This window comes from Streptomyces erythrochromogenes (assembly GCF_040684695.1).
Taxonomy (GTDB): Bacteria; Actinomycetota; Actinomycetes; order Streptomycetales; family Streptomycetaceae; genus Streptomyces; species Streptomyces erythrochromogenes_C.
In genome coordinates, this window is record NZ_JBFBGM010000010.1 from 224,452 (window position 1) to 243,709 (window position 19,258).

Consider the following 19,258-nt stretch of genomic DNA (forward strand, 5'->3'; position numbering starts at 1 on the left):
GCCGATGACGCCCGGGAGGGTCATGCCTCGACGAGGACCGGGCCCTGCGGGGTGAGGGAGTCGCGCAGGATGCGGGACTGTTCGGCGGTGGCGTCGGTGGCGAGGAGGGCGGAGAGGACCGCGATGCGGGCCTGGCCGGCGCGGAGGGTGCCGGTGGGGACGGCGCCGGCGGCGACGAGGTCCACCGCGCCGCCGTGCGTGTAGATCTCGGTGACCGGTCCGGCCATGACCCGGGTGGTCAGGGCGACCAGGACCCCGCGCGCGACGGCGGCCCGGACCGCTTCGGCGATCTCCGGGGTGGCGTTGCCCGCGCCGGTCCCGATGAGGACGATGCCGCGGGCGCCGGCCTCGACGGAGGCGTTCAGGAGCACCGGGTCGGCGTCGGCGTGGTGCATCACCACGTCGACGCGCGGCGGGACTTCGGGCATCGCGGGGAGCGGGAGCGGGGCCGGGCGCAGGGGGGTGCGCAGGACGGTCACCTTGCCGAAGCCGACCTTCCCGAGCAGTTCCCTGGAGGGGTCCGCGAAGGCGTCCAGGTCCACGGCCTGCGTCTTCACGGTGCCGCGTGCGGCGTGCACGCGTCCGGCGAAGGCGATCAGGACGCCGAGCCCGCGGGTGGTGGCCGCGGTGAGCAGCGCGTCGTACAGGTTGCCCGGTCCGTCGCCGTCGGCGGTGCCCATGGGCCGCTGCGAGCCGGTGAAGACCACGGGGCGCGGGTCGTGGTGGTGGAGGTCGACGAGGAACGCCGACTCCTCCAGGGTGTCGGTGCCGTGGGTGACGACGATGCCGTCGACGCCGGGGTCGGCGAGCACCTCGTGCACGGTGCGCAGGAGGGTGAGCTGGTGGGCCGTGGTGAGCCGGGGGCTGTTCACACTGAACAGGTCGACGACCTCGACGGTCATGCCCTCGGGCAGCGGCGCCGTGGCGATGACCTCGTTGCCGTCGGCGTCCGCCGCGAAGCCTGAGCCCTGCCAGCGGCTGGCTATCGTGCCGCCGGTGCTGATGACGACGATCCGTCCCATGCTGCCTGGCCACCCTTCACGTCACTCGCACATATGTACTCAAAGCAGCAATGATAGAGCGATCTACACGCAATATGCTTGCGTCTTCCGCCGAGGTGGCCGAGAAAGCGTGGGTGATAATTGCGCCATGGACGCTATTGACCGCGATATCTTGCGCGAGCTCCAGGCCGACGGGCGGCTGAGCAACCAGGAGCTCGCCCAGCGGGTGGGGCTGACACCGTCGCCCTGCATGCGCCGGGTGCGCCAGCTGGAGCAGGACGGGGTGATCCAGGGCTATCGCGCCGTGATCGACCCCGAGGCGGTCGAGCGCGGCTTCGAGGTGCTCGTCTCGGTGGAGGTGCGCCGCGACCGCGAGGCGGTGGAGGCCTTCGAGGCCGCCCTCCAGGACATCCCGGACGTCATCGAGGCCTACCGCCTCTTCGGGAGCCCCGGCTGCCTGCTGCGGATCGCCGTCGCGGACCTGCGCGCGTACGAGCGGCTGTGGATCGAGAAGCTGACCGCGCTCACCGGCATCACCGAGGTCAACTCGCAGATCATCATGAAGCGCATCAAGGAGCCGACCGGCCTGCCGGTGGTCTGAGCGGCGCGGACGGACGGCGGGAACGCCCGTACCCGACGGCTTCGGGCCGTCGGGTACGGGCGTTCGGGTCGGACGGTGGCGCCGGGCGCTGGCGCCGGGCGCTGGCGCCGGGCGCTGGCGCCGGGCGCTGGGGTCAGCGCAGGGCGCCGGCCTCCTGCTCGCGGCGCTGCTGGGCGGGCACGACGGGGGCGGTGCGGCTCAGCTTCTCGCCCTCGACGTCCATGTTGGGCAGCACCCGGTCGAGCCAGCGGGGCAGCCACCAGGCGGAGCGGCCGAGCAGGGCGAACAGGGCGGGCACGAGGGCCATGCGGACCACGAACGCGTCGAAGAGGACGGCGATGGCGAGGCTGAAGCCGACCATCTTGACGAATACGTTGTCCTCCATGATGAAGCCGGAGAAGACGCTGACCATGATGATCGCGGCGGCACCGACCACCCGGCCGCCGTAGCGGAATCCGGTGATCACCGCGTCCTTGGGCTGCGCCCCGTGGACGTAGGCCTCCCGCATCCGGGTCACGAGGAAGACCTCATAGTCCATCGCCAGGCCGAACACCACGCCGATCATGAAGATCGGCAGCGTGCTCATGATCGGGCCGGGGTGCTCCACGCCGAAGAAGTCACCGAGCCAGCCCCACTGGAAGACGGCCACGACAGCGCCGAGGGCCGCGCTCACCGAGAGCAGGAAGCCGAGGGCCGCCTTGAGCGGGACGAGCAGCGAGCGGAAGACCAGGACCAGCAGGAGGAAGGCGAGTCCGACGACCAGGCCCAGGTAGGGCAGCATCGCGTCGTCGAGGGTCTGGGAGAAGTCGATGAACAGGGCGGTCTGACCGGTCACCAGGATCTCGGCGCCGCCGTTGCCGGTGCCGAGGGTGCCCGCGGCGCCGCGGATGTGGCCGACGAGGTCCTCGGTCGCGGTCTCGGTGGGTCCGGTCTTCGGGATGACGGTGAGGACCGCGGTGTCGCCCTTGTCGTTGGGCGTGGCGGGGGTGACGGTGGCGACGCCCTCGATCTTGGCGAGCTCCTTGCCCACGCCGGCGGCGGCCGTCGCCGCGTCCTTGGCCTGGACGGTGACCATCAGCGGCCCGTTGAACCCGGCCCCGAAGGACTCGGACAGCATGTCGTAGGCCTTGCGCTGGGTGGTCTCCGGCGCCATGGTTCCCTCGCCGGGCAGGCCGAGCTGGAGGCTCGCGGCCGGCACCGCGACGACGCCGAGGCCGACGACGCCGAAGAGGAGGACGACGAGCGGGCGGCGGACGACGAACCGCGCCCAGCGGGTGCCCAGGTTCGGCTTGTGGCCCTTGGCGGCGCGCCGGTCGGCCTTGCGCTGCTGGCGCTCGGTCAGCGGCTTGCCGCTGTACTGCTTGCGGTCCCGGCGGGGCATGACCTTGATCGGCGCGAAGCCGAGGAGGGCCGGGACGAAGGTGACCGCGATGAGGACCGCGACGGCGACCGTGCCGGCGGCGGCGAGGCCCATCTTGGTGAGCATCGGGATGTTCACCACGGTGAGGCCGGCGAGGGCGACGATGACCGTGAGGCCGGCGAAGACGACGGCGGAGCCGGCCGTGCCGACGGCCCGCCCGGCGGCGTCCTGGCGCTCACGGCCTTCGGCCATCTCGGAGCGGTAGCGGGAGACGATGAAGAGGGCGTAGTCGATGCCGACGGCGAGGCCGATCATCAGCGCGAGGGTGGACGTCGTGCTGGACAGGCCGAGGGTGCTGCCGAGCGCGGTGATGGCCGCGCCGCCGATGGCGACGCCGAGGATGGCCGTGAGCAGGGGCATACCGGCGGCGATCATCGAGCCGAAGGTGAGGACCAGGACGATGGCGGAGACCAGGATGCCGATGCCTTCGGCGCCGCCGCCCGGCGCTCCGTCGACCTTGACGGCGTCGCCGCCGGCCTCGACGACGAGACCGGTGGCCCGGGCGTCGGCGAGGGCCTTGTCGAGACCGTCGTGGGCCTCGTCGGTCAGCTTGAGCGCGGTCAGCTTGTAGGTGGCGACGGCGTAGGCCGTGGTGCCGTCCTGGCTGATGGCGTTGGTCTGGAAGGGGTCGGACGCGGAGACCACGTCCGGTGCCTTGGCGAGGGCCCCGACGAGGGTCTCGACCTTGGCCTTCTGGGCGGGGTCGGAGAGCTTCTCGCCGCCGGGCGTACGGACCACCACGCGGGCGGTGGCACCGTCCACGCTCATGGCCGGGAACTTCTCCTTCAGCAGGTCGAAGGCCTTCTGGGACTCCGTACCGGGCATGGAGAACGTATCGGCGGGCGGAGCCGGCGCGGTGGAGGCCGCGAAACCGACCCCGACCAGGACGGCGACCCACAACAGTGCGACCAGACCGCGTCGCCGGAAGGCGAATCGTCCCACTTTGTAAAGGAAGGTGGCCATAGCGAAAAGAACTCCTGTTTGAATCGATGGTGCGAGCGGGGTGGTTCCGGCGAAGGCCGCGAAGGCGGGGATCAGGGAAGGTGCCGCCGGGATGGGGTCGGCGCCGCTTCCGTGACGCCATCATGGCACACGCATGGCGCCACTGTCGCGCCATATCGGAGCCACGCGAAGGGAGCGGCCGAAAGAAGCCGCTGGTTCGACGGCCGTACGAGGCACTCGGCACGGGCGTGGGAGCACCGCCGACCTGGGCGATCGATGCCTTGGAACGCCTGGAATCCGGTCATCGGCACTGCACTGTGGGGCAGTTGATACCGGCCACGCTTCTCGCCGAGGCCCGCCCCCGGAACGTGGCACCGACCGGGGCCAGATGGCGCCATCGCGGCGCCACCGCGGCCCGCGGATAACCGCACCCGGGCGACCGACCCGCTCACGGCCGCGCCTGCGCCCGGCGCGGTCCCGGCTCGCCCGGCACCCGGGCGCCCGGCGCGGGGTCCGGGTCGGGGTCCGCGTCCGGGTCCGGGTCCGGGTCCGGGTCGGGCACGATCACCGTGCCGACGCCCTCGTCCGTGAACATCTCCAGCAGGACCGCGTGCGGCACCCGTCCGTCGATCACGCGCGCGGTGCCGACACCGCCCCGCACGGCGTGCAGGCAGCCGGTCATCTTGGGGACCATCCCGTCGGCGAGCTCCGGCAACAGTTTCTCCAGCTCGCGTGCGGTGAGCCGGGCGATGACCTCGCCGCCGGCCGGCCAGCCCGCGTACAGCCCCGCGACGTCGGTGAGCATCACGAGCGCCTGCGCGCGCAGCGCGGTGGCCAGCGCGGCCGCCGCCGTATCGGCGTTGACGTTGTAGACGTGGCCGTCCTCGGCGCTGCGGGCGACGGAGGAGACGACCGGGATGCGGCCGTCGGCGAGGAGTGCCTCGATGGCTCCGGTGTCCACCCGGGTGATGTCGCCTACCCGGCCGATGTCCACCGGTTCTCCGTCGATCCACGGGACGTGCCGGACCGCGGTGAGGGTGTCCGCGTCCTCGCCGGTCATCCCGACGGCCAGCGGGCCGTTCGCGTTGATCAGTCCGACGAGTTCGCGCTGGACCTGTCCGGCGAGCACCATCCGGACCACGTCCATCGCGGGAGCCGAGGTGACCCGCAGTCCCGCCTTGAACTCGCTGGCCAGGCCGCGCCGTTCGAGCTCGGCCCCGATCTGCGGGCCGCCACCGTGGACGACGACGGGCCGCAGCCCGGCGTAGCGCAGGAAGACGACGTCGCGGGCGAAGGCCGCGGTCAGCTGCTCGTCGACCATGGCGTGCCCGCCCAGCTTGATGACGACGGTGCGGTTCTGGTGGCGGGACAGCCAGGGCAGCGCCTCGCAGACGGACCGCGCCTTCTCCAGGGCGGACCACCCGCCGGGCATCATGGGGGCCTCGTGCGCAGGGGGAAGAGAACGGCCGGCCGCGCTGGCGACGCTCATCGGCACAACTCCTTCTGTGGAGGACTCCGGCTCCCGGGGACGTGAAGGACCGCGGCAGCAGCCGCGGTCGCCCGTCCAGCATTGCGCGCGAGAAGGCGCGAGAGGAAGTCCGTTCTCAGGAACTCAGGCAGAAACGCGGGAAATGGGGGCAGGGTGTCGGGAGCCGTCCCGTCAACAGGACGGCGGGCGAAGCGCATCGGCAGACCTGTGGGGCGTCCCCTTGTCGCACCGGTCTCCACGGGGCGCCCGAAAGGTGCCATGATCGGGCACGGCGGTCTCGCCAACTCCATCCCCATTAATGGATGACGGCCCGATTCCCGTCCGGGAAACGGGCCGTGAACGGCTTGAATTGGAGTGGATGCATGAGCAGCAACCCGTTCGACGACGCCGACGGCCGGTTCTACGTCTTGGTCAACGACGAGGGCCAGCACTCGCTGTGGCCGTCGTTCGCCGAGATTCCCGCCGGCTGGAACGTCGTATTCGGCGAGGAAAGCCGTCAGCTGTGCCTGGAGCACGTCGAGGCGAACTGGACCGACCTGCGGCCGAAGAGCCTGCGCGACGCGATGGCCGCGGACCGGGTTTCCGCCGACGCCGCATGAAGTGAATCCGGTATTCCGCGCACGGTGCGGAAGAGCCGATGAAGGACGAAGGGTGGGCCCCGGTGCTGTACGGACAGCACCGGGGCCCACCCTTCGGTCGTACCGGGGGGGGGCGGGTCAGGCCCGGACGGCCGCGCCCGCGCCTGCGCCCGCGCCGGCGGGCTCGACGACACGCGACCCGGCCAGTTCCTGCTCGGCCCGGCGCAGGACGATCGAGTCGGCGATCTCCCCGCTGCGTACGGCGATGTTCGACAGCAGGGACGACGACAGGCCGTGGGTGTGCTCGGTGCCGCCCTGGAGGTAGATCCCGCAGGACGGTCCCGACGCGGTGACGAGGCGGTAGTCGCGCTCCACCCGGTGCCGGCCGGACTCGTCCCGCAGGAAGTGCCGGTCGAAGTCGCCGAGCAGGCCGGCCGGGTCCATGCCCTCGTAGCCGGTCGCGAAGACGAGCGCGTCGACGTCCAGTTCCTGCGGCTCGCTGTCGAGCAGCGACGTGAGGGTGAGCCGCGTCTCGTTGCCCGTCCGGGCGACCTCGGCCACCCGGGTGAGGTTGAGGAAGTGCAGCCGCTTGTGGCCGCTGACCTCCTCCTCGTACGAGCGCTGGTGCAGGTCGCGGATCACCTCGTCGTCGACGACGGAGTAGTTGGTGTTGCGGTGGTAGTGCCAGAAGGCCTCCCGCGCCCGGTCGGTGCCGAAGTAGTACTCGTCGACCGCGCCCGGGTCGAACACCTGGTTGGCGAAGGGCGTGTCGTCCGCGACGGAGTAGCCGTAGGACGGGATGACCGCGCTGACGCGGGCGTGCGGGAGCATGTCGTACAGGAAGCGGGTGATCTCGGCCGCGCTCTGGCCGGCGCCGACGACCGCCACGCTCTTGAGCTCGTTCGGGTCCAGGCCGCGGAACCTCTCCAGGAACTGCGAGCTGTGCCACACCCGTTCGTCGGCGGTGACCCCGGCCGGGAGGCGTGGCACCAGCCCGGTCGATATGGCCACGTTGCGCGCCCTGACCAGCCTGACGTCGCCGCCGGGGCCCCGGACCTCCAGCCGGAGGTGGTCGGGGGATCCGGTCGCGGAGTCCGCGGCGGGCCGGATCGCGGTGACCTCGGACCCGTAGGACACGCGGTCGGCGAGGCCGGCCGCCGCCCATTCCAGGTACTGGTGGAATTCCTGCCGGGTCGGGAAGAAGTCCTGGTTGTTGACGAACTGCACGAGCCGCCCGGCCGCGTGCAGATACGAAACGAAACTGAACCTGGACACCGGATTACGGAAGGTGGCCAGGTCCTTCAGGAACGAGATCTGCATGGTCGTCGACGGCAGCAGCATATTGCGGTGCCATCCGAACGACGCCTGACGCTCGAAGAACGCGGCTTTGACAGGGCGGTCCGGAACATTGGCCCGGTGCTCTTCCAGAGCGATGGCGAGCGACAGGTTGGACGGGCCGAAGCCGATGCCCACCACGTCGTGAATCTCGTGTTCATGCGTACTCGTTGTACCCATAGACAATTCTCCCGCTAGCGTCTTGGAATCTCGACCGGTGATCCGGGAGATCTTTATTCAGTATTGCGCCGGAGAACGTCCCGGCGCCAACCTGAAGTCACCAACAAAGCAATCCGAACGGCCTTTGCGCGAACCGAATACCGAAGACCCGTGTCCCGGTGACAGGACGAAGGTACGGTCGGTCCGGATTTCCACGCGTTCGCGCACCGCGCCGACTGAGAGGGTGAATCCCGGATGTTCGTCCCGAGTGACTACCGTGAACCGGACCGTTCATGGATGACAGACCTGATGCGCGACAATCCGCTGGCATTGGCGGTGATCAACGGGACCGCCGAGGACGGCCCGTTCGCCACCCATCTCCCGGTCATCGCCGATCCGCGGGCGAACGAGGAATGGGCGCCGGACCTTTCGGGTGCCAGGCTGCTCGGACACATGAACAAGGCCAATCCGCACTGGGCGGCGATGAAGAACGGCGGCGTCGTCCTGCTGACCTTCACCGGCCCGCATTCCTACGTCTCTCCGACGGTGTACGAGAAATCACCGGCGGCCCCGACATGGGATTTCACCTCGGTGCACGTGCGCGGTGTGGTGGAGAAGATCGAATCGAGCGAGGAGACGATGGACGTGGTGCAGTCCACCGTGCGCGCCTTCGAGGAGGCGAAGTTCGGATCGGGCTGGGACATGACCGACTCGATCGGCTACTTCCACCGGCTCCTGCCGGCCGTGGGCGCCTTCCGGATCACGGTGACCGGCGCCGAGGGCATGTTCAAGCTCAGCCAGGAGCAGCCCGCCGAGGTGCGCGGGCGGGTGCTGGACTCCTTCACCCACAGCGGGTGCACGCGGCAGCGCGACACGGCCGACCTGATGCGGCAGCTCCCCTGAGCGGCCGGACGGCGCCGGGCCCCGGGGAGCCCGGGGTCCGGCGCCGCGGCACCCGGCCCCTCAGGTCCCGCACTCCCCCGCCGAGTGCGGGCCCGACGGGCCGCCGCCGTGCACGGGGTGCTCAGGCATCGGGGGCGGGCCTTCCGGGCTCCACCGCCCCCGTGCCCGCGGGCGGCTTCGGTCCTTCGATCGCCAAGGGGCCCCGGATCTCCCGCGGTTCCCGGGGTCCGGCCGGCGCCGCCACGAGCTCCGCCGGCCCGTTCGCGGTGTCCTCCAGCCGGCCGAGTTCGGCCAGGGCCTGCTTCGCGGCGCTGTCCAGGGTGACCAGCACCCAGCGCTCGAAGTCGACGCCCGCCTGCTCGGCGGCCTTGTGCCACCACTCCAGGCGGCTGCCCGGCACTTCCAGCCTCCGGGTCGGTTCCGCGGGGACCCGGACCCGGTCCTGGCTCTCGCGCGCGGCACGGATGGCGCTGCGCAGCTGCTTGGTGGTCCACCGGCGCTGCTCGGCGCGGTCGAGCCAGGTCTCCTGCTCGTCGTGCGGCAGGGACGCCAGCTCGGCGTGGTGCTGGAAGCTGAGGGAGCCCCGCCGTCGGCCGAAGTCGAACCGGCGGGAGACCCAGGCGTAGTTGCGCAGGGTCTGGTACTGGAGCCCGGCGGCCCGGATCCCGCGCTGGTAGCGGTCGGTGTAGTGGTCCTTCCCGTACACGAGCCAGTCGCCCAGCCACCAGGAAGAGGAATCCACAATTCCGGACAGCTGGCGGCCGGCCTTCTCCCAGTCGTCGAAGGACATCCCCGCGGGCATCTGCAGCCCCACCTTGGTGGTCAGCACCTGCCCGCGCCGCGGGTCCTCGCCCACACCCCTGCGCGGCCTCGGTGCCGCCTCGGGGCCCGCGGGGATCCGACCCGTTCTCGATCCCTCGATGTCGCCGACCTGAATCGCCATCGTGCCTCCACGTGAAGGGGCCAACAGAACAGGTGTGGAGGCTCGCAGCACGTGCTAAAGGCGTGCCAAAGCCGCCCGCCGCACCCACCACGCACCCACCGCGCAGCCGGCGTCCGGCCACCGCCGAGGACCCCGCACCGTCCCGTCGACGGGACGGGAACGACCGCCCGATCGAACAACTGAACAGCCGTTGCCCGCTGCCGCCGCCTGTCGTCGCCGTTCTGTTCTCCGCCTCCCGGCCGAGAGGTATGTTCATTCTCGGCCAGAGTTTCTCCGCAGCGGCTCGGCAGAATTCCCAGCGCCGCCGGCTCGGCTTTTTTCACGAGGCACCAGAGGTAAAGCGGAACGGCTACGGCCATTTCTCCGCGCCCGTACTGCGCCTCCCCATTCATCTCATTCAGTCGATTCGGCATGAGCAGGAGGATCGGAAATGACGCACTCACGGGCCCCCAGGCCACCCGTCTCGTCGCGCGCGGCGAGGCTCAAGGGCAGCGGGCTGACCGAGGTGTTCATGCTGGCGCGGACCCGTGACGCCGTCGACCTGGCCGTCGGCACCCCCGGACATCCCGAGACCTCCGCGGACATGATCGAGGAGGCGGCCCGTGCCGTACGGGCCGGCCACAACCAGTACGAGCACCCCAACGGCGACGCCCTGCTGCGTCGGCGGATCGCGGACTCCCTGGGCACCCCCACCGACCCGGACACCGAGATCACCGTCACCGCGGGCGCGACGGAGGCCCTCTTCGTCGCGCTGCTGGCGACCGTGGACCCCGGCGACGAGGTCGTCCTCCTCGACCCCGGCTTCGACCACTTCACCGCCGCCGTCGAACTGACCGGGGCCGTACCCCGCTACGTACGGCTGCACGCGCCCGACTGGCGCTTCGACCCCGCCGAGCTGGCCGCCGCCTTCTCCCCCCGGACCCGGGCCGTCGTCCTGAACACCCCCGGCAACCCGACCGGACGCGTGCTCACCCGCCGGGAACTCGGCGAGATCGCCGAGCTGTGCGAGCGGTGGGACGTCACCGTGATCTCCGACGAGGTCTACCGCGCCTTCGTCTTCGACGGCCGCACCCACGTCTCCGTGGCCGACGTGCCCGGGCTGGCCGAGCGCAGCATCGTCGTCGGGTCCCTGTCCAAGAGCCACGCCGTCAGCGGATGGCGACTGGGCTTCCTGCGCTCCGACCCCGTGCGCACGGGCGCCCTGCGCCAGGTGCACGAGCTCACCACGCTGGGCGCCGCGGTCCCCCTGCAGGTGGCCGCGGGACGCACCGCCCACGGCGTCGACCTGGCGGTCGCGGCGGCCGAGATGGCCGACCGGCGCGACCTCGCCCAGGAGGTCTTCTCCCGCGCGGGCATGAAGTTCGCCCCCGCCGAGGGCGGTTGCTTCCTCTTCGCCGACATCTCCCCCCTCACCGGAGGCCGCCAGGACAGCCTCGGCTTCGTCCGCGAACTCCTGGACCGGACCGGTGTGCTGGTCGTGCCCGGAGCCCCCTTCTTCGCCGACCCCGCCGACGGTGCGGGTTACGTGCGCATCGCGTTCAACCGGCCGATCGCGGTCCTGCGCGAGGCCGAGCGTCGCCTGTTGAACACCTGACCGCCGACCACAACGGGGAGGAAAGGCATGAAGCACCGCAGCGCCGGCCCGCTGGGCCCGCTTCCGGAGTTCCTCGGTCAGTACGTGGCCGGGGAGGGGCAGGTCCCGGACGGCATCGACGTCGTCCCGTTCTTCACGCCCGCCGGCGACAAGATGTGGCTGGTCTGCGACTACGCGCTGGCCCGCCGGGTCCTGACGGACAAGAGGTTCAGCCGCGCCGAGGCCGTCACCGCGCGGGCCCCGAAGCTCAACGACGCCCAGCCGGTGCCGAATTCCATGATGAGCATGGACGGGGCGGATCACTCCAGGCTGCGGCGCGTCGTGACCAAGGCGTTCACCACCGGCCGCACCGCCGCCATGGCACCGGCCGTGGAGGAGATGGCCGACCGCCACCTCGACGCCCTGGCCGCGGCGGGGCCGGGCACCGACCTGATCGAGGCGCTCGTCGCTCCGCTGCCCCTGGCCGTCCTGTGCTCGCTGCTCGGGGTGCCCCCCGAGGACGCCACCCGCTTCCGCGACTGGGTCGAGGTGCTGTTCGACATCTCCGCCAGCACCCCGCAGGAGAAGGCCCGCCGGCGCCTCGAACTCATCGACTACATGGCCGACCTGATCGACCGCAAGCGCCGCCGGCCGGAGGACGACCTGCTCACCTCCATGATCGCGGCGCACGAGCAGGGCGACCTGTCCATGGGCGAGCTGCTCACCATGGGACTCACCCTGCTGATGGCCGGCTACGAGACCGTCGTCGGGCAGCTCGGCCTGTCGGTGCACGCCCTGCTGCGCGACCCCGCCGCGTACGGGGAGCTGTGCGGGCAGCCCGACCGGCTGGCCCCCACGGTCGAGGAACTGCTGCGGCTGACCCCCTCCACCCCGATCAGCTTCCCCCGGGTGGCGGTGGAACCCGTACCGCTCGGCAGCGTCACCGTCCAGGCCGGGGAGGGCGTCATCGTCTCCCTGCTGCACGGCAACCGGGACGGCAGGACGTTCACGGAGCCCGGGCTGCTGGATCCGCAGGGGCACGACGCCGCCCACCTGACCTTCGGGCACGGGGTCCACCGCTGTCTCGGCGCCCCGCTGGCCAGGCTCCAGCTGCAGATCGTGCTGGAGCGGCTGACGCGGCGGTTCCCGACCCTGCGGACGGCCCCGGGGCCCGACGCCGTGGTCTGGAAGGACGGCCTCGGCACGCGTGGGCTGGCCCGGCTGCGCGTGGAGTGGTAGCCGCCGCGAGCGGGCCGGTCGTACAGGCGGGTCGCCTCCCGGGTGTTCCGGGCGGCCCCCTCGAAGTGCTGCTCCCCGGAACACCTTTGGACTTGGAGTGAGGATCCGCATGTCTGTCGAGACCACCCGCCGCGATGTCGAGTTCGCCGGAGGAGCCGGGACCGCCGGAACCGGTGGGAGCACTGGGGAGCCCGTCGCCGTCATCGGCCTGTCCTGCCGCGTCCCGGGGACGGACGGGCCCGCCGGCCACTTCGACCCGGCGTTCTTCGGGCTCGGGCCGGAGGCGGCCGCATCGGTGGACGCACGGCAGCGGCTTCTGCTGGAACTGTGCTGGGAGGCCCTGGAGGACGCCGGGGTCGTACCGGCCTCGCTGCGCGGGGCCGGCGGTACGGGGCTCTTCCTCGGCCCGGACGGCCCGGACGGCCCGGACGACGGGGACGACGGGGACGAGGACCTCGCCGGTGCGGTCGGGGCCGTGTTCGGCCTGACCGGTGCGCACCGGACCGTGCGCGCGGGCGTCGCGTCCGCGCCGGCGGCGGTGCACCTCGCGGCGGAGAGCCTGCGCTCCGGGGAGAGCCCGATCGCCCTCGCGGGCGCGGCGGACGGGTTCGTCGCCGTCCTCAAGACCCTGCCCCGGGCCGAGGCGGCCGGCGACCGGATCCTCGCGGTGCTCACCGCCACGGGCCCGTCCCCCGACCCGGACCCGGACCCGGACCCGGCCCGTCCCGCGAACGGCACCGACGGCACCGGTGCGCGGCTCGGTGAGGTCCTGCGGGCGGCCGCGGGCGGGCGGGCCGGCGGGGTGCGGGCTGCCGACGCGGACGGGGCGGTGTGGGCCGTGGAGGTCGACGGGGCGCCCCGTGGCGGTGCACGCGAGCCCCGCGCCGGCCGGCCGGCCGCCTTCCGGGCCGGCGTGCTGCCCTGGGTGCTCTCCGGGCACACCGCGCAGGCCGAGCGCGCCCGGGCTGGGCAGCTCCTCGCCCGGCTCGGCAAGGGCGTCGGAGGCGGCGACGGCGACGGCCTCGGCGAAGGGCCCGACCTCGCCGGCATCGGCCGTTCGCTGGCCGTCTCACGGACCGCGTTCACGCACCGATCCGTCCTGCTGGCCGCCACCGGGGCGGAGTTCGCCCAGGAGCTGGCCGCGCTCGCCGAGGGCCGCCGCGGCCCCGGACGCACCGGCGGCACGGCCGTGCCGCGCGAGCGGACGGTCTTCGTCTTCCCCGGCCACGGCGCGCAGTGGACCGGCATGGCCGCCGACCTGCTCGACGCCTCGGACGTCTTCCTCGCCAGTGTCCGGGCCACCGCCGACGCGCTCGCCCCGTACGTCGACTGGTCCCTGGAGGACGTCCTGCGCGGGGTGCCCGGCGCACCCGCGCCCGACCGCATCGACGTCATCCAGCCCGCCCTGTTCGCGACCTCCCTCGGCCTGGCCGCCCTCTGGCGCTCCTTCGGCATCGAGCCGGCCGCGGTCGTCGGCCACAGCATCGGCGAGATGGCCGCGGCCGTCGTCGCGGGCGGACTGAGCCTGGCCGACGGCGCCCGCACCAGCGCGGTCTGCGGCAGGGCCCAGGCCCGCCTCGCGGGCCGCGGCGCCATGCTCTCGGTCCTGCTGCCCCTCGACGAGGTGCGGCAGAGGATCGCCCCGTACGGCGGGCGGCTCTCCGTCGCCGGCGTCAACGGGCCGCGCTCGATCACCGTGTCCGGCGACCTCGACGCCGTCGGTGAGCTCCAGGAGGAGCTCACCGCCGCGGGCGTGCGGGTCCGGCGCGTCGCCATCGACTACGCGGCGCACTCCGCGCACATCGACGAGCTCCGCGAGGAGCTGCTGACCGCACTGGCCCCGATCCGCCCGCGCAGGGGGAGCCTCCCCTTCCACTCGGCCCTGACGGGCGGGCTGCTGGACACCCGCTCGCTGGACGCCTCGTACTGGTTCCGCAGCCTGCGCGAGACCGTGCTGTTCGAGAGCTCGGTCCGGTGCGTGGCCGACCACGACCTCTTCGTCGAGATCGGCCCGCACCCGGTGCTGACGCTGCCCCTCGAACAGACCCTGGAGGCCGCCGGGTCCACCGCCGCCGTCGTCGGATCGCTGCGGCGGGGCGCGGAGGGCCCGCACCGCTTCCTGTCCTCCGCGGCCGAGGCGTACGCGCACGGCGCCCCGGTCGACTGGAGCCCCGTCTTCCCCCCGGACACCCCGGCCGTCGCCCTGCCCACGTACCCCTTCCGGCTCGGGGCGTCCGCCACCGCCGACCCCTTCGGGACCGGCGGTGACCCCGAGCGCACGGCCCGGTTCCTGACGGACCTGGTGCGTTCGGAGGCGGCCCTCGTCCTCGGCCGCGGCACGGGCGCGGACATCGACCCCGCCCGCACCTTCCAGGAGCTCGGCTTCGACTCCGCGACCGCCGTGGAGCTGCGCAACCGGCTCGTCGCCGCGACCGGTCTGAAGCTGCCCACCACCCTGCTGTTCGACCGGCCCACCCCGGAGAAGCTGGTCGCCCGGCTCGCCGAGCTCTCCGGGACGGCCCCCGCCCGCAAGCCCGTCCCCCGGTCGGTCCGGCGCCGCGACCACGCGTCCGACGAGCCCGTCGCGATCGTCTCCATGGCGTGCCGCTTCCCGGGCGGGGTGGAATCCCCCGAGGACCTGTGGCGGCTGCTGGTGGAGGAGCGCGACGCCGTCTCCGAGTTCCCCGGAAACCGCGGCTGGGCGCTGGAGACCCTCTTCGACGGGGACCCCGACCGCGCGGGCACCTCGTACACCCGCCGGGGCGGGTTCCTGCACGACGTCGACCGGTTCGACGCCGAGTTCTTCGGGATCAGCCCGCGCGAGGCCGCGGCCATGGACCCGCAGCAGCGCATGGTGCTCGAAACCGTGTGGGAGGCCGTGGAGCGCGCCGGGATCGATCCGGCGGCGCTGCGCGGCAGCGGGACCGGCGTGTACGTCGGCGCCATGGCGCAGGACTACGGTCCGCGGCTGCACGAGGCGGGCGAGGGCGTCGGCGGCTACCTGCTGACCGGCACGTACACGAGCGTGGTCTCCGGCCGCGCCTCCTACACCCTCGGTCTGGAGGGTCCGGCCGTCACCGTCGACACCGCGTGCTCGGCCTCCCTCGTGGCCCTGCACACGGCCGCCCAGGCGCTGCGGGCCGGCGAGTGCGAACTGGCCCTGGCCGGCGGTGTGACGGTGATGGCGACGCCCGGCATGTTCGTGGAGTTCAGCCGCCAGCGCGGACTGTCGGTGGACGGCCGCTGCAAGTCCTTCGCGGAGGCCGCGGACGGTACGGGCTGGGGCGAGGGCGTCGGCATGCTGCTGCTGGAGCGGCTCTCCGACGCGCGGCGCAACGGGCACGAGGTCCTCGCGGTCATCCGCGGCTCGGCCGTCAACCAGGACGGCGCCAGCAACGGGCTGAGCGCGCCCAGCGGCCCGTCCCAGGAGCGGGTCATCCGTGAGGCGCTCGCCGCCTGCGGACTGTCGGCCGCGGACGTCGACGCCGTCGAGGCGCACGGTACGGGCACCCGACTCGGCGACCCCATCGAGGCCCAGGCCCTGCTGGCCACCTACGGACAGGACCGTGCCGCGGGCCGCCCGCTGTTCCTGGGCTCGCTCAAGTCGAACATCGGGCACACCCAGGCCGCCGCCGGCGCGGGCGGCGTCATCAAGATGGTCATGGCGATCCGCAACGGCCTGCTGCCGCGCACCCTGCACGTGGACGCCCCGACCTCGCACGTGGACTGGTCGAGCGGCGCGGTCGCGCTGCTGACCGAGGCCACGCCGTGGCCGGAGACCGACCGGCCGCGCCGGGCCGGCGTCTCCTCCTTCGGCGTCAGCGGCACCAACGCCCACCTCGTGCTGGAGCAGGCCGCCGAGCCGGAGGCCGAGGAAGCCGCGCCGACCGCAGAGGTGCCCGCCGAAGGCGCCCCCGTCCCCTTCCTCGTGTCGGCGAAGACGGACGGGGCGCTGCGGGCCCAGGCCGGCCGGCTCCTGGACCACCTGCGCGACCACCCCGGCGCCCGTCTCACGGACATCGGCCGTTCCCTCGCCGTCGGCCGCGCCCACTTCGACCGGCGGGCCGCGGTCGTCGCCGGTGACCGCGCGGAGCTGGAGCAGGGCCTGCGGGCACTGGCCGACGGCGCCACGGCCCGCGGCCTGGTCACCGGGCAGAGCCGGCCCGCGGCCCGCCCCGTGTTCGTCTTCCCGGGGCAGGGCGCGCAGTGGGCCGGGATGGCGGCCGGACTGCTGGAGTCCTCACCGGTGTTCGCCCGCCGGATGGCCGAGTGCGCGGCGGCGCTGGACCCGCTGGTGGACTGGTCGCTCCTGGACGTCGTCCGGGGCGCGGAGGGTGCTCCCGGCTTCGAGCGCGTGGACGTCGTACAGCCCGTCCTGTGGTCGGTAATGGTGTCCCTGGCCGCGGTGTGGCGCTCACTGGGGGTGGAGCCGGCCGCCGTGATCGGCCACTCGCAGGGCGAGATCGCGGCGGCCTGCGTGGCCGGTGTGCTGAGCATCGAGGACGCCGCCAGGGTCGTGGCGCTGCGCAGCCGCGCACTGACCGTGCTGTCGGGCCGGGGCGGCATGATGTCCGTGGCCCGGCCGGCCGCGTGGGTGCGCGAGCGCATCGGCGCCTGGCCGGGCAGGATCTCGGTCGCCGCGGTCAACGGCCCGGCCCAGACCGTGGTCTCCGGCGACCCGGAGGCCCTGCGCGCGTTCCTCGCCCGGGCCAAGGAGGAGGGCGCGCGGGCCCGTCTCGTCGACGTGGACTACGCCTCCCACTCGGCCCACGTGGAAGAACTGGAGGGCGAGCTGGCGCGGCTCCTCGACGGGATCGGGGCGGGCCCGGGAGACGTACCGGTCTACTCGTCGCTGACCGGGGCGCTGCTGCCCGACGCGAGCGTGATGGGCGCCGGGTACTGGTACCAGAACCTCCGGGAGACCGTGCAGTTCGAGCAGGCCGTCGGCGCGCTCCTGGCCGCCGGGCACCACACCTTCATCGAGGTCAGCCCGCACCCGGTGCTCACCATCGGCGTGCAGGCGGCCCTCGACGAGGCGGGGGTGCGGGGCACCGCCCTGGGCACCCTGCGCCGCGACGAGGACGAGGCCGGGCGGCTGCTGCTCGCGCTCGGCGAAGCCCACTGCAACGGCATCGGCGTCGACTGGTCCGCCGTGTTCGCCGCCACCGGCGCCCGGCGGGTCCAGCTGCCGACGTACGCCTTCCAGCGGAGCCGCTTCTGGCTGGACACCCCGGTCACGGCGGAGGACCCGTCCGGTCTGGGCCTCACCCCGGCGGAGCACCCGCTGCTGGGCGCGGTGACCAGCCTCGCCGACCGCGACGGCGTGCTGTTCACGGGCCGTGTCTCACGCCGTACCCACCCCTGGGTCGTGGACCACGCGGTCGTCGGCACGGTCCTGCTGCCCGGCACCGCCCTCGTCGACATGGCCGTCTCCGCGGGCGACCGCTTCGGCCACGACCGGCTGCGGGAGCTGGTGCTGGAGGCGCCGCTGCTCGTTCCCGAGGAGGGCGGCGTCCACCTCCAGGTCGCGCTCGGCCCGGTCGAGGAGTCGGGCACCCGGTCCGTCACCGTCCACTCCCGCCCCGAGGGCGCGGGCGACGCGGAGTGGACCCGGCACGCCTCGGGCGTACTGGCCGCCGGCGAGCACCCGGTCCCGCCCGCCTCACCGGCCTGGCCGCCACAGGGTGCGCGGCCGGTCCCGCTCGACGACGTCTACGAGCGCCTCGCCGACCGCGGTTACGAGTACGGGCCGGTCTTCCAGGGCCTGGGCCGGGCCTGGCTGTCGGGCGAGGAGCGGTTCGCGGAGGTCTCCCTCACGCAGGAACAGCACGCCGACGCCTCGGCCTTCGCGATCCACCCGGCGCTGCTCGACGCGGCCCTGCACGCGATGCTGCTCGGTGACGGCAGCGAGCTGGCCATCCCGTTCTCCTTCAGCGGGGTCACCCTGCACGCCGCGGGGGCGACCGCGTTGCGCGTGCACGTGGTTCCGGTGGACGCCAACACCGCCTCACTGACGGCGACGGACCCCGAGGGCCGGCCCGTCGTCACGATCGACTCGATCACGCTGCGTCCCGCCGGTGACCTCCGTGCCGCGCGGAGCGCGGGCGCGGGGCGGCGCTCCGGGCTGCACCGGCTGGTGTGGAGGCCCGTTCCGCAGGCGGCCGCGGAGGCCGCGGCGGGGCTGTGGGCGGTGCTGGGGTCCGATCCGCACGGGCTGGCCGCGGCCGTCTCGGGTGACACGTACGCGGACGTCGCCGAACTGCGGTCGGCTCTGCGCGACGGCGCGCAACTGCCTTCTCACATAGCCCTGTCGGAGAGCTTCGCGGAGGTGCACGGAGCGGTCCAGGACACCCTGGCCACCCTCCAGCAACTCCTCGCCGACACGGCCCTCGACTCCACCCGGATCGTCGTCCTCACCCGCGGCGCCACCGCACTCACCACCGACGAAGACATCCACGACCTCCCCGCCGCCGCCCTCACCGGCCTCATCCGCACCGCACAGAACGAACACCCCGGCCGCATCACCCTCCTCGACATCGACACCACCGACACCACCGAACACCTCGCCACCGCAGCACACACCGCCGCCGCTCACCCCGACAGCCAATACGCACTACGCGCGGGCCAGTTGCACACACCCCGCCTCGAAACCGCCCCCAGCACCCCGGGCACCGCACTCGACCCGGAAGGCACCATCCTCATCACCGGCGGCACCGGCGGACTCGGACGCATCCTCGCCCGCCACCTCGTCACCCACCACGGCGCCAAACACCTCCACCTCACCAGCCGCACCGGCCCCACCGCACCCGGAGCCCAAGCCCTCCACGACGAACTCACCACCGCCGGCGCCCACATCACCATCACCGCCTGCGACACCGCCGACCGCCAAGCACTCGAAAACCTCCTCGACACCATCCCCACCAACCACCCCCTCACCACCGTCATCCACGCCGCAGGCACCCTCAACGACGCCACCCTCGACAACCTCACCCCCCACCACATCACCCACGTCCTCCACCCCAAAACCGACACCGCCCACCACCTCCACCACCTCACCTCCCACCTCAACCTCACC

Annotated in this window: 11 protein-coding genes; 6 read left to right on the forward strand and 5 right to left on the reverse strand. The window is 72.9% G+C overall.

Features of this window, described 5'->3' with window-relative positions:
• Window positions 1-20: 20 nt before the first annotated feature.
• A complete protein-coding gene (locus AB0O53_RS17915) occupies window positions 21-1,022 on the reverse strand; it encodes an asparaginase (protein ID WP_350994111.1) in 1,002 nt (333 codons plus the stop codon).
• Between the two features lie 127 nt (window positions 1,023-1,149).
• On the opposite strand from AB0O53_RS17915, the gene AB0O53_RS17920 reads away from it, so the two are divergent.
• Entirely contained in the window at window positions 1,150-1,602 is a 453-nt protein-coding gene (locus tag AB0O53_RS17920; protein WP_350994113.1) for an Lrp/AsnC family transcriptional regulator, read from the forward strand.
• A 133-nt stretch (window positions 1,603-1,735) separates the two neighbouring features.
• Here AB0O53_RS17920 and AB0O53_RS17925 read toward each other — a convergent pair whose 3' ends face one another.
• Both AB0O53_RS17925 and argB read right to left on the reverse strand, forming a co-directional pair.
• Window positions 1,736-3,985, reverse strand: coding sequence for an MMPL family transporter (locus tag AB0O53_RS17925; protein WP_365196583.1), 2,250 nt, complete (start codon window positions 3,983-3,985; stop codon window positions 1,736-1,738).
• 427 nt (window positions 3,986-4,412) lie between these two features.
• Window positions 4,413-5,399, reverse strand: coding sequence for an acetylglutamate kinase (gene argB / locus AB0O53_RS17930; RefSeq protein ID WP_350994177.1), 987 nt, complete (start codon window positions 5,397-5,399; stop codon window positions 4,413-4,415).
• 416 nt (window positions 5,400-5,815) lie between these two features.
• On the opposite strand from argB, the gene AB0O53_RS17935 reads away from it, so the two are divergent.
• Entirely contained in the window at window positions 5,816-6,052 is a 237-nt protein-coding gene (locus tag AB0O53_RS17935) for an MbtH family protein (RefSeq protein ID WP_350994117.1), read from the forward strand.
• Window positions 6,053-6,169: 117 nt separating this feature from the next.
• Here AB0O53_RS17935 and AB0O53_RS17940 read toward each other — a convergent pair whose 3' ends face one another.
• Window positions 6,170-7,546 carry a lysine N(6)-hydroxylase/L-ornithine N(5)-oxygenase family protein gene (locus tag AB0O53_RS17940; RefSeq protein ID WP_350994119.1) on the reverse strand — a complete coding sequence of 459 codons (1,377 nt, stop codon included), beginning with the start codon at window positions 7,544-7,546 and terminating at the stop codon, window positions 6,170-6,172.
• Window positions 7,547-7,780: 234 nt separating this feature from the next.
• On the opposite strand from AB0O53_RS17940, the gene AB0O53_RS17945 reads away from it, so the two are divergent.
• On the forward strand, window positions 7,781-8,428 hold the full coding sequence (locus AB0O53_RS17945) for an FMN-binding negative transcriptional regulator (RefSeq protein WP_350994121.1): 648 nt from the start codon (window positions 7,781-7,783) through the stop codon (window positions 8,426-8,428).
• A gap of 121 nt (window positions 8,429-8,549) precedes the next feature.
• Here the strand turns inward: AB0O53_RS17945 and AB0O53_RS17950 are convergent, their stop codons facing one another.
• The gene (locus tag AB0O53_RS17950; RefSeq protein WP_365196587.1) at window positions 8,550-9,371 is read right to left on the reverse strand and encodes an LmbU family transcriptional regulator; all 822 of its coding nucleotides are present in this window, start codon (window positions 9,369-9,371) and stop codon (window positions 8,550-8,552) included.
• Between the two features lie 430 nt (window positions 9,372-9,801).
• Here AB0O53_RS17950 and AB0O53_RS17955 point away from each other — a divergent pair, with 430 nt between their 5' ends.
• From AB0O53_RS17955 to AB0O53_RS17965, 3 genes are all read left to right on the forward strand, one after another.
• Window positions 9,802-10,965, forward strand: a complete 1,164-nt coding sequence (locus AB0O53_RS17955; RefSeq protein WP_365196590.1) for a pyridoxal phosphate-dependent aminotransferase — start codon at window positions 9,802-9,804, stop codon at window positions 10,963-10,965.
• A 27-nt stretch (window positions 10,966-10,992) separates the two neighbouring features.
• Window positions 10,993-12,183 (forward strand): cytochrome P450, encoded by a 1,191-nt coding sequence (locus AB0O53_RS17960; RefSeq protein ID WP_365196593.1) that lies wholly within the window; start codon window positions 10,993-10,995, stop codon window positions 12,181-12,183.
• A 109-nt stretch (window positions 12,184-12,292) separates the two neighbouring features.
• Window positions 12,293-19,258 (forward strand): SDR family NAD(P)-dependent oxidoreductase (locus AB0O53_RS17965; protein ID WP_365196596.1); only part of this gene is annotated, 6,966 nt, incomplete at its 3' end.